Below are 11598 nucleotides of genomic sequence, written 5' to 3' on the forward strand. Positions count from 1 at the left end.
TTCCGCTCAGTGTCCTCCACCATTATGGCGAGAGTATGGCAGCCTTGTCCAACCTCAACAGTTGTCTTATCAATCAGCTACGGGCAACATAGCGGCATAACTTCAAGGGTAACTCTGGCCTGCATGAGCATAAATCGTATTCCTGTCCACTTTAGTGACCGTCGTCGACGCGCCATCGATCAGTTCGTGCGCCGCATCGTCACGGCCTGCGGTGTGGGAATTTTACTGCTGATGCTGCTGCTGTTCTTCTGGCTGATCTGGGTGGTGATGCCGCTGTTCAGCGCGCCGGGCATGCAGCCGACGCTCAGTCAGCAGCTGTGGGACAAAGCCCCGGCGCTGGCGCTGGGCAGCGAAGGCCAGCTCGGCTGGCGCATCAGCCGCAACGAAGCGCGCTTTATTCCGCTCGACGGTCAGCCAGCGGGCGACGCGCTGGCGCTGAACGGCCAGCCGCAGGCGGCGGTGACCAGCAGCGACGGCAGCAGCGTATTGCTCAATATGCAGGGCGATCTGTTGCTGATGCAACCGCTCATCCACCGCCAGCACGGTGAATGGTATTTCCCGCTGGGCGATCGGCCGCTGCATCTGCCGCAGGGCGCGGTCAGCCAGATGGCGCTGGCAGTGCCGGGCGATCATCAGTGGCGCATCGCCGCACAAACGCCGGCCGGTATCAGCCTGCTGACCTTTGCCGGCCAGAAACGCGTCGACCAGATTGTATTGCCCGGTGAGCAGGCCGACCTGATGCGGTTGTCGCCGGACGGCTCGCTGCTGTACACCAGTGCCGGACGGCTGTTGCGGGTGTGGCAGATTACGCCGCAGGGCGCGCAGCTGCGGGAAACCCAGACGCTGACTCAGCAACCGCTCAGCCTGCAGCTGCTGGCGGGCGGGCGCAGCTTACTGATTCAGGATGCGCGTGGCATTCAGCAATGGTTTGCCATCACCGGTGACCACGGGCCACGGCTGCAGCAGATTCACACCTTCACGCACAGCGCGGGTGTGCTCGGTATCGTGCCTGAGGCGCAGCGGCGCGTTTTTGCCAGCTTTGACGCGCAGGGCGTGGTGCGCCTGTTCGCCAGCAAGCAGGCGGGCCCGATTGTCACGCGCCAGCTGGCCGCGGACATCAGCGCGCTGGCGTTGTCTCCGCACGGCGATAGCCTGATCGTCGAACGTGCCGGACAGTGGCAGCAGTTCGCGCTGGATAATCCGTGGCCCGATTTCAGCTGGCGCAATCTGTGGCAGAAAATCTGGTATGAAAACTATCCGCAGCCGGACTGGGTATGGCAGTCCACCGCCGCTGGCGACAGCTATCAGGCTAAATTCAGCCTGATGCCGCTGGTGATCGGCACGCTGAAAGCGGCGTCGCTGGCGCTGCTGTTTGCCACGCCGCTGGCGCTGGCGGCGGCGATGTATACCGCATGGTTTATGTCGCCGGGCCTGCGCCGCTGGGTCAAGCCGGGCATTGAAATGATGGGCGCGCTGCCGAGCGTGGTGATTGGCCTGATCGCTGGCGTGTGGCTGGCGCCGCACATCAGCCGCGCGCTGCCTGGCGTGATGCTGCTGCCGCTGGTGCTGGCCGCCACGCTGCTGGTGTGCGGCGTGTTCAGTCCGCGTTTGCCTGCGCGCTGGCGGCGGCCCGGTTTTGAAGTGCTGCTGCTGATGCCGCTGCTGTTACTGGTGACGTTACTGACGCTGTGGCTGCCGACACTGTGGTGGCAGCAGATGGGCGAACAGCTGGCGCACTATGAGCAGCGTAACCTGCTGGTGGCGGCGCTGGCGATGGGCTTTGCGCTGGTGCCGCTAATCTTCACCCTGGCGGAAGATGCGCTGTTTAGCGTGCCGGTGGCGCTGGGGCAGGGCTCGCTGGCGCTGGGTGCGACACCGTGGCAAACCCTGACGCGCGTTGTGCTGCCGGGCGCGTCGGCAGGCATTTTTGCCGCGCTGATGATCGGCTTTGGTCGTGCGGTGGGCGAAACCATGATTGTGCTGATGGCCACCGGCAACACCCCGGTGAGCGAAGGCGGCCTGTTTGCCGGGCTGCGCGCGCTGTCGGCCAATATCGCCATTGAAATGCCGGAAGCCGCGGCGGGCAGCGCCCATTATCGCATCCTGTTTCTCAGTGCGTTGCTGCTGCTGATATTCACGCTGGCGATCAACACCGTGGCGGAACTGATTCGTCAGCGGCTGCGCCAGCGCTACAGTCAGCATGAGGGGCAGGCATGAGCGCGCTGCGTCAAAACGATCGCTGGCGCTGGCTGACTGCCGGTGCGGTTTCCGTCTGCCTGCTGGCATTTACCTTATTAATCGGCCTGCTGGGCTGGCAGGGCGTCAGGGCGTTCTGGCCGCAGCCGGTCGATCAGTATCAGTTCCAGCCGCCGCAGGGGGCACCGCTGATGGTGCTGGGTGAAACGCTGGATCGCCAGCAGCAGGGCGATCGCTGGCGCTATGTAGTGAAAACCGGCAACCGCGATTTTGCCGCGCCGGATTTCCGCGTCATCGTCAGTCAGGGCGAAGCGCAAACCCGACGCCCGGCAGAAGTGCTGGTGCTACAGCGACGCAGTGGCGGCAATGCCTACGGCTGGCTGGTGGAGCTGCGTGAGGACAACGAGGTGCTGACCGCGCGCGACCGCGATGCACTGCTGCAGCAGCGGCTGAAGCAGGTGCATGAGCAGCTGCGCCAGGCGAGCAACATCCGGCGTATCGAAATGGCGCGCCTTAACGCGCAGCTGGAGAGTCTGCAACAGCAGGCCGATGAGCAGCGGCGCGGTGGTCACTTCAGCCTGCAGGATCAGTCAGAACTGGATGCCAACAGCGCGGCGCTGCATAAACGCTTCGGCGCGCTGGCGCAGCAGCTGGCGCATCTGCAGCATGAAAGCCAGCGCGATACGCTGGTACTGCGCGACGTGCAGGGCGACGATCATCTGATTCCGCTGGCGCAGGTGGTGGCCGCCTGGTATCCAAACAGCCTGAGCCTCGGGCAGAAAATCGGGCATTTCCTCAGTCAGATCTGGCAGTTTGTCAGTGACTCGCCCACCTCGGGCGGCAGTGAAAATGGCGCGCTGCCGGCGATTTTCGGCACTGTTTTGATGGTGCTGCTGATGTCAGTGATTGTCATGCCGCTGGGCGTGGTGGCCGCCGTCTGGCTGCACGAATACGCCGGGCGCAACGCGCTCACCCGGCTGGTGCGCATTGCGGTGGTGAATCTGGCTGGCGTGCCGTCGATTGTGTATGGCGTGTTTGGCCTCGGCTTTTTTGTCTGGCTGATTGGCGGCACCCTCGATCAGCTGTTCTTCTCCCGCTCGCTGCCCAATCCTACCTTCGGCACGCCTGGCCTGCTGTGGGCGGCGCTGACGCTGGCGCTGCTGACGCTGCCGGTAGTGATTGTCGCCACCGAAGAGGGGCTGTCGCGTATTCCGGACAATCTGCGTCAGGGCTCGCTGGCGCTGGGCGCAACCCAGGCGGAAACCCTGTGGCGCGTGGTGCTGCCGCTGGCGGTACCGGCAATGCTCACCGGCCTGATTCTGGCGGTGGCGCGCGCCGCCGGCGAAACCGCACCGCTGATGCTGGTGGGCGTGGTCAAAATGGTGCCTGAGCTGCCGGTCGATGCGGTGTTTCCTTACCTGCATCTTGACCGTAAATTTATGCATCTCGGTTTTCAGATTTACGATCTGGCCTTCCAGAGCCCGAACATTGACGCCGACCGACCGCTGGTGTATGCCACGGCACTGCTGCTGGTGGCGATCATTCTGTCGCTTAACCTGCTGGCGATGGCGCTGCGCCATCGGCTGCGCGAGCGCTACCGGCTTATGACGCACTAATAAGGTTTACACATGACGCCCGATTACGCTATTGCGCTTACCGTTAATCAGCTGTCGCTGTGGTACGGCGAACGCCAGGCGCTGAATAACATTGATTTGCAGATCCCGAAGCATCGCATCACGGCGCTGATTGGGCCCTCCGGCTGCGGTAAATCGACGCTACTGCGCTGCTTCAATCGCATGAACGACGTCATTGATGGCTGCCGCATCGAAGGTGAGATTCTGCTCGATAGCCACGCGGTGATGCAGGCGAACCAGGATCTGCCGGCGCTGCGGCGGCGCATCGGCATGGTGTTCCAGCGCCCCAATCCGTTCCCCAAGTCGATCTATGAGAATGTGGTTTACGGTCTGCGTTTGCAGGGCGTGCGCGATCGTCGCGTGCTGAATGAGGCCTGCGAGCGCGCGCTGCGGGCGGCGGCGCTGTGGGGCGAAGTGAAAGATCAGCTGGGGCAGAATGCGCTGACGCTGTCGAGCGGTCAGCAGCAGCGTCTGGTGATTGCGCGCGCCATCGCCATCGAGCCGGAAGTGCTGCTGCTGGATGAACCCACCTCGGCGCTGGATCCGATCTCGACGCTGGTGATTGAAGAGTTGATGACCACGCTGAAGCAGCATTTCACGCTGGTGCTGGTGACGCACAACATGCAGCAGGCAGCGCGCGTATCCGATTACACCGCGTTTATGCATAACGGGCAGCTGGTGGAGTTTGATGAAACCGACCGGATTTTCACCGCACCGCAGGCGCGGCGTACCGAGGATTATATTACCGGCCGGTTTGGGTAAGTATTGTTAGGTTAGCGCGCAGAATCGCGCCGCTACGAAATGTGCAATAAATCAGGCAGTAATAAAACCCGGCACAGCCCCGTAGCGGCGCAATTTATTGCGCAATTCCTGCAAGCGCACGGCGCCAAGGTCAATCAATCGTGCGCATAACCTTCCGGCGGCAACGGTTCACCATCTAACCACGCTTTGCCCGCGCGCATCTGCAAGCGTCCTTCGACAAACCAGCTGATCACCAGCGGATAAATCGCGTGCTCCTGATGCTGCACGCGGGCGCTGATCTCAGCTTCGTCATCGTCAGCAAATACCGGCACGCGCGCCTGCAGAATGATCGGTCCACCGTCCAGCTCGTCAGTCACAAAATGCACCGACGTCCCGTGTTCCGCGTCCCCGTTCGCCAGCGCCTGGCGATGCGTATGCAAACCGGGATATTTCGGCAGCAGCGACGGATGAATATTCAGCAGACGATCGTGATAGTGCGCGACAAACGCCGGGCTCAGAATGCGCATAAAACCGGCCAGCACCACCAGATCCGGCGCATAAGCGTCGATCTGCTGCATCAGCTGGCGGTCAAAGGCGTCGCGATCGGGGAAATCCTGCGCGGACAGCGCGTGAGCAGGCACGCTGGCCTGCTGCGCACGCGTCAGACCATAGGCCGAGGCTTTATTACTGAAAACGGCAGCCACGCTGCCGTTGATACGCCCGCTCTCGCAGGCGTCGAGGATGGACTGAAGATTGCTGCCGTTACCGGAGATCAGTACAACCAGTTTCTTCATGGGTTAATAACCACACGCTCTTCGGCATCAGACGCGTTAATCACGCCAATTTTCCACGCCTGCTCGCCAGCCGCGGTCATCAGCTGTACCGCTTTGTCGGCATCGGCCGGGCTCAGCGCAATCACCATGCCCACGCCGCAGTTAAAGGTGCGGTACATCTCGTGACGGCTGACGTTACCGGCCTGCTGCAGCCAGCTGAATACCGCCGGCCACTGCCAGCTTTTCTCGTCAATCACCGCCTGGGTGTTATCCGGCAGTACGCGCGGAATGTTTTCCCAGAAGCCGCCGCCGGTCAGGTGAGCAATGGCATGCACGTCCACCTGCTCAATCAGGCTGAGGATATTTTTCACGTAGATGCGGGTCGGCGCCAGCAGGTGATCGGCCAGCGGTTTGCCTTCCAGCTGTTTAGTGGTGGGATCGGTCTGGCTGACTTCAAGAATTTTACGCACCAGCGAGTAGCCGTTAGAGTGCGGACCGCTTGAGCCCAGCGCGATCAGCACGTCGCCATCCTGCACTTTGCTGCCGTCGATGATCTCGGACTTTTCCACCACGCCGACGCAGAAACCGGCCACGTCGTAATCTTCGCCGTGATACATGCCCGGCATCTCAGCGGTTTCACCGCCGACCAGCGCACAGCCCGACTGCAGACAGCCTTCGGCGATACCGGTGATCACCGCGGAAGCGGTATCCACATCCAGCTTACCGGTGGCGTAATAGTCGAGGAAGAACAGCGGCTCCGCGCCCTGTACCACCAGATCGTTCACGCACATCGCGACCAGATCGATGCCGATGCTGTCGTGGCGTTTGAGATCCATCGCCAGACGCAGCTTGGTGCCGACGCCATCAGTTCCGGAGACCAGCACCGGCTCGCGGTATTTCTGCGGCAGCGCACACAGCGCGCCAAAGCCACCCAGTCCACCCATCACTTCCGGGCGGCGGGTTTTCTTTACTACGCCTTTAATACGGTCAACCAGATCGTTACCAGCATCGATATCAACACCGGCGTCTTTGTAGCTGAGAGAGGTTTTGTCGGTCACTGCGGAGTCCCCACGCGAATTGCGGTTGGTGGCAAAAATTAAGCGCGCTAATTCTACCAGTGCAGGCAAACGTTTGCGAGTCCCATCTCTCGCCGCTTTGCGCGGCGCTGATTTTTCGCTAATTCTTATGATCGAGCAAATTGCGCTAAGCCATTGACCAATGACAAGTGGCGCAGCGACAAAAAGGCGGTATAATCCGGCGATTTTTTTTTAGCTCAACTCAATTCCGGGAGAACAATCATGAAGATCGTGGAAGTCAAACACCCGCTGGTCAAACATAAACTGGGCCTGATGCGTGAGCATGATATCAGCACCAAGCGCTTCCGCGAGCTGGCCTCGGAAGTGGGCAGCTTACTGACCTATGAAGCCACCGCCGATCTCGAAACCGAGCGCGTGACCATTGAAGGCTGGAACGGTCCGGTCGACGTCGATCAAATCAAAGGCAAAAAAATTACCGTCGTCCCGATTCTGCGTGCTGGCCTTGGCATGATGGAAGGTGTGCTGGAACACGTACCGAGCGCGCGCATCAGCGTGGTGGGCGTTTACCGTGACGAAGAGACGCTGGAGCCGGTGCCTTATTTCCAGAAGCTGGTGTCAAACATCGAAGAGCGTATGGCGCTGGTGGTTGACCCGATGCTGGCGACCGGCGGCTCGATGATTGCCACCATCGATCTGCTGAAGAAAGCCGGCTGCAACAGCATTAAAGTGCTGGTGCTGGTGGCCGCGCCGGAAGGCATTGCCGCGCTGGAGAAAGCGCATCCGGACGTTGAGCTGTACACCGCGTCAATCGATCAGGGCCTGAACGAGAAGGGGTACATTATCCCGGGCCTCGGCGATGCCGGCGACAAGATTTTCGGAACCAAATAAATAAACCAGCCGGCCAGAGAGTCGGCTTTTTTTTGGCAAAAATACCGTTCAGTCAGACACCGTATCGACAGGATGCACATTTTGTAGCGGCGCGATTTATCGCGCTGATGCCGGGCAAGCTATGGCGCCCGTCCGGACAAGGCGCAATGAATTGCGCCACTACGATAAGGTGCGGTGTTGACGAACGAGCATAAAAATAAACGTATAGGGGATAAATGATGACTCGCAGAGCCATAGGCGTTAGCGAACGCCCGCCACTGTTGCAAACCATTCCGCTCAGCCTGCAGCACCTGTTCGCCATGTTCGGCGCCACCGTGCTGGTGCCGATTCTGTTCCACATCAACCCGGCTACCGTGCTGTTGTTCAACGGCGTCGGCACGCTGCTGTATCTGTTTATCTGTAAAGGCAAAATTCCTGCCTATCTTGGCTCCAGCTTTGCCTTTATCTCGCCGGTGTTGCTGCTGCTGCCGCTCGGTTATGAAGTGGCGCTCGGCGGCTTTATCCTGTGCGGCGCGCTGTTCTGCATTGTGGCGCTGATTGTGAAGAAGGCCGGCACCGGCTGGCTCGATGTCATGTTCCCACCGGCGGCGATGGGTGCCATCGTGGCGGTTATCGGTCTCGAACTGGCTGGCGTAGCGGCGAATATGGCCGGGCTGCTGCCCGCTGACGGCACCACAGCGGACAGTAAAACCATCATTATTTCGCTGGTGACGCTGGCGGTGACGGTGTTTGGCTCGGTGCTATTCCGTGGTTTCTTCGCCATTATCCCAATCCTGATTGGCGTGCTGGTTGGTTACGCGCTGTCGTCGGCCATGGGTATCGTTGACTGGAGCGCAGTGGAAAACGCGCCATGGTTTGCGCTGCCGACCTTCTACACGCCGCGCTTTGAGTGGGCCGCGATGCTGACCATCCTGCCCGCAGCGCTGGTGGTGATTGCCGAGCACGTGGGCCATTTAGTGGTGACCGCCAACATCGTGAAGAAGGACCTGATTCGCGATCCGGGTCTGCATCGCTCGATGTTCGCCAACGGCCTGTCGACCATGATCTCCGGCTTCTTTGGTTCCACGCCGAATACCACCTATGGTGAAAACATTGGCGTCATGGCGATCACCCGCGTTTATAGCACCTGGGTGATCGGCGGTGCGGCGATCTTCGCCATTCTGCTCTCCTGCGTCGGTAAACTGGCGGCCGCGATTCAGGCGATCCCGGTACCGGTGATGGGCGGGGTGTCGCTGCTGCTGTATGGCGTGATTGGCGCTTCAGGTATTCGCGTGCTGATTGAATCCAAAGTTGACTACAACAAAGCGCAGAATCTGATCCTTACCTCGGTGATCCTGATCATTGGCGTCAGTGGCGCGAAGGTGCACGTGGGCGCCGCCGAGCTGAAGGGCATGGCGCTGGCCACCATCGTCGGCGTTGGCCTGGCGCTGATTTTCCGGGTAATCAGTCTGTTACATCCGGAAGAAGTGGTGCTGGACGCGGAAGAAAAACGCGAGCTTTAAAGGATCCTGCGGGCAGGGAAGCCCGGTTCATCTCTGCGGCGGATCGTGATAAACTTGCCCGGTTTTCTGCCCGCTCATCCGTTGAGGTACTTCTGAACACGCCGGCACAGCTTTCACTGCCACTCTATCTACCCGATGATGAAACCTTTGCCAGTTTCTGGCCGGGGGAAAATCCGTCACTGCTGGCGGCGCTGCAGGGCGCGCTGGCGCAACAGCACGGCAGCTATCTCTACTTCTGGTCGCGCGAAGGCGGCGGCCGCAGCCATTTGCTGCACGCAGCCTGCGCCGAAATGTCCGCGCGCGGCGAAGCGGTGGGTTACGTGCCGCTCGATAAGCGCACCTGGTTCGTGCCGGAAGTGCTGGAAGGCATGGAGAATCTGGCGCTGGTGTGCATTGATAATATTGAGTGCATCGCCGGCGAAGCCGAGTGGGAGATGGCGATCTTCGATCTCTACAACCGCATTCTGGAAACCGGCAAAACCCGCCTGCTGATCACCGGCGATCGCCCTCCGCGTCAGCTCAATCTGGGCCTGCCGGATCTGGCGTCACGTCTCGACTGGGGACAAATTTACCGCTTACAGCCGCTGTCCGACGAGGACAAACTGCAGGCGATGCAGCTGCGTGCCGGCCTGCGCGGCTTTGAGTTGCCGGAAGATGTTGGGCGTTTCCTGCTGAAACGCCTCGACCGCGAAATGCGCACGCTGTTTGACACGCTTGATCGTCTCGATCGCGCCTCGATCAGCGCACAGCGCAAGCTGACCATTCCCTTCGTGAAAGAGGCGCTGGGGCTTTAGAGTATCTCCAGCACCGCTTCTGGCGGACGACCAATGCGTGCGCGGTCGCCCTGAATCACAATCGGCCGCTCGATCAGTTTTGGATGCTCCACCATCGCCTGTAACAGCTGTTGTTCGCTGAGATCGTTACTGGCCAACCCCAGCGTTTTATAGATTTCCTCGCCACGACGCATCAGCTCGCGCGCGCTGTGCATGCCCAGCTGTTGCAGCAGCGTTTTCAGCGTATCGATGTCCGGCGGCGTATCGAGATACAGCACCACCTGCGGTTCAATGCCCTGTTGCTGCAGTAGCGCGAGGGTTTCGCGGCTCTTGCTGCAGCGCGGATTGTGATAAATACGGACCATGTTTTTTTATCCTGCGTAATCCATTGTTGCCAGGTGCGCATGAATGCGCACCCTACGAATAAATGCTGGTGCGCAAGAATGCCACCCTACGAATAACTGTTGGTGCGCATGAATATGCACCCTGCAAATCGATGAAATGGTTTATCTGTCGACCGTAGGGTGCGCATTGATGCGCACCGAAATCCTGCCAGCCATCCACCCGCGTAACCGGCTATTTACCCTTTTGCATACTGCTTAAAACGCCGCTGTAACTCGCGGAACTGGTCGATACGCGCATCGTAACGCGCCTGCTTCAGGCTGCCGAGCGGTACCTGGGCGCTGGCGCTACTCAGAGTGGTGATGGCCTGATCGAGCTGGCCGTTCAGCGCCAGACTTTCAGCCCGTGCCGAAAGCTCCTCATCGCGCAGCCCCTGCGCGGCTGAAGCCTGCGCCAGTAAATCCCATGCGTTGAGATCGTCAGGGTGCGCAAAGGTGTAGCGGTTAAGGATGCGGCTGGCGTTGGCCGGCTGCTTCGCCTCGACGTAGGCGTTCGCCAGATTAAGCTGCAGCACCGGGCTGGTCTGGCTGCCGCGGGCGGCGTTCAGCATACTGATGGCCTGCTGCGGCTGGTTCAGACCGATGTCGATATCGGTCATGATATCAAGGAACCATAGGTTATCCGGCTGCTTCGCCAGCAGCGGCGCGATGATCTTTTTCGCGTTGGCAAAATCTTTCGCCTGCAGGAACTGCACCGCTTTGCCGTACTGCGCCGCCTGCTGTTCCCGCGTGTTGCCTTTGGCGTACTCATTCAGCAAATCGTCAGTCAACTGATTGCGGCCGGTGGCGTACATACCCAGCGCGCGCACCTTCGCCATATAGAAATCCTGCGACGACTGCACCACCACCGGGCGCATCTGGTTGGCGCGGTTACGCGCGTCGGCCAGGCGGCTATCGGGCAGCGGGTGCGTCAGCAGAATTTCCGGTGGTTTTGACGAGAAGCGGCTTTGATCGGCCAGCTTTTGCAGAAACGCGGGCATCGCCTGCGGATCGAAACCGGCGCGCTGCAGCACCTGAATGCCGATGCGATCTGCTTCCTGCTCGTTGCCCTGGGTGAAACTGATGATGCCCTGCTGCGTACCGGCCAGCGTACCGGTCAGTGCCGCCATCCCGGCCTGCGGGCTGGCCAGCGCCAGCAGAATCGAACCCAGCGCGCCGACCCAGGTGAGCGGGGCGCTGCGCTTCTGCTCTTCCATGGCGCGCGCCAGATGACGCTGCGTCACGTGCGAAATTTCGTGCGCCATCACCGACGCCAGCTGGCTTTCGTTATCGGTATAGCGGAACAGCGACGAGTGCAGCACCACATTGCCGCCAAAGAAGGCGAAGGCGTTGAGCTCGTCATTCTGAATCAGGAAAAAGTGAAACGGCGTGCGCACCGAGTGGGCGTGTGCCACCAGCCGCTGGCCGAGTTCATTGATGTACTGATTGAGCAGCGGATCGTTGATCAGTGGCGCGCTGGCGCGCAGCTGGCGCACGTAGAAGTCGCCAATCTGCAGCTCCTGATTAATGGAGAGCGTGGAGCCTGCCGTGGTGCCCATGTCGGGCAAATTGTCGCTCAGATCGGCGCGGACACCGACCGCAGGCGTGAGCAGCAGCGCAGGAATAAGGGCCGCCAGCACTGATTTTTTCAACCGGTTAAACATGCCTTGATCC

The 11598-nt window shown here is 60.5% G+C and carries 10 protein-coding genes; 6 read left to right on the top strand and 4 right to left on the bottom strand.

The window, feature by feature from the left end:
* Positions 1–123: 123 nt before the first annotated feature.
* From QMM04_RS08190 to pstB, 3 genes are read left to right on the top strand one after another with little or no spacing between them, the layout of a single operon-like run.
* Positions 124–2217, top strand: a complete 2094-nt coding sequence (locus QMM04_RS08190; RefSeq protein ID WP_282995970.1) for an ABC transporter permease subunit — start codon at positions 124–126, stop codon at positions 2215–2217.
* Positions 2214–3812, top strand: a complete 1599-nt coding sequence (gene pstA, locus QMM04_RS08195; protein ID WP_282995971.1) for a phosphate ABC transporter permease PstA — start codon at positions 2214–2216, stop codon at positions 3810–3812. Before QMM04_RS08190 ends, pstA begins: the two co-directional genes overlap by 4 nt.
* Positions 3813–3824: 12 nt before the next feature.
* The gene (gene pstB, locus QMM04_RS08200) at positions 3825–4592 is read left to right on the top strand and encodes a phosphate ABC transporter ATP-binding protein PstB (RefSeq protein WP_021506586.1); all 768 of its coding nucleotides are present in this window, start codon (positions 3825–3827) and stop codon (positions 4590–4592) included.
* A 134-nt stretch (positions 4593–4726) separates the two neighbouring features.
* On the opposite strand, the gene purN is transcribed toward pstB, so the two are convergent.
* Positions 4727–5365 carry a phosphoribosylglycinamide formyltransferase gene (gene purN, locus QMM04_RS08205; protein WP_282995972.1) on the bottom strand — a complete coding sequence of 213 codons (639 nt, stop codon included), beginning with the start codon at positions 5363–5365 and terminating at the stop codon, positions 4727–4729.
* Positions 5362–6402 (bottom strand): phosphoribosylformylglycinamidine cyclo-ligase, encoded by a 1041-nt coding sequence (purM, locus tag QMM04_RS08210; RefSeq protein ID WP_021506588.1) that lies wholly within the window; start codon positions 6400–6402, stop codon positions 5362–5364. Before purM ends, purN begins: the two co-directional genes overlap by 4 nt.
* Positions 6403–6642: 240 nt before the next feature.
* On the opposite strand from purM, the gene upp reads away from it, so the two are divergent.
* The 3 genes from upp to hda all read left to right on the top strand — a co-directional run bounded on the left by upp (position 6643) and on the right by hda (position 9565).
* Positions 6643–7269, top strand: a complete 627-nt coding sequence (gene upp, locus QMM04_RS08215) for a uracil phosphoribosyltransferase (protein WP_282995973.1) — start codon at positions 6643–6645, stop codon at positions 7267–7269.
* A 218-nt stretch (positions 7270–7487) separates the two neighbouring features.
* Positions 7488–8771: a uracil permease gene (uraA, locus tag QMM04_RS08220; RefSeq protein ID WP_058781750.1), complete on the top strand. Its 1284-nt coding sequence runs from the start codon at positions 7488–7490 to the stop codon at positions 8769–8771.
* A gap of 92 nt (positions 8772–8863) precedes the next feature.
* The gene (gene hda, locus QMM04_RS08225; protein WP_031279417.1) at positions 8864–9565 is read left to right on the top strand and encodes a DnaA inactivator Hda; all 702 of its coding nucleotides are present in this window, start codon (positions 8864–8866) and stop codon (positions 9563–9565) included.
* On the opposite strand, the gene arsC is transcribed toward hda, so the two are convergent.
* Together arsC and QMM04_RS08235 are read right to left on the bottom strand one after the other, a co-directional pair.
* Entirely contained in the window at positions 9562–9909 is a 348-nt protein-coding gene (arsC, locus tag QMM04_RS08230; RefSeq protein ID WP_127834429.1) for an arsenate reductase (glutaredoxin), read from the bottom strand. The genes hda and arsC overlap by 4 nt on opposite strands.
* Positions 9910–10124: 215 nt before the next feature.
* A complete protein-coding gene (locus QMM04_RS08235) occupies positions 10125–11588 on the bottom strand; it encodes a M48 family metallopeptidase (protein WP_021506592.1) in 1464 nt (487 codons plus the stop codon).
* Between the last annotated feature and the right edge of the window lie 10 nt (positions 11589–11598).

Origin of the sequence: Pantoea sp. Pa-EAmG, from assembly GCF_030024295.1 — a bacterium.
Taxonomy (GTDB): Bacteria; Pseudomonadota; Gammaproteobacteria; order Enterobacterales; family Enterobacteriaceae; genus Pantoea; species Pantoea dispersa.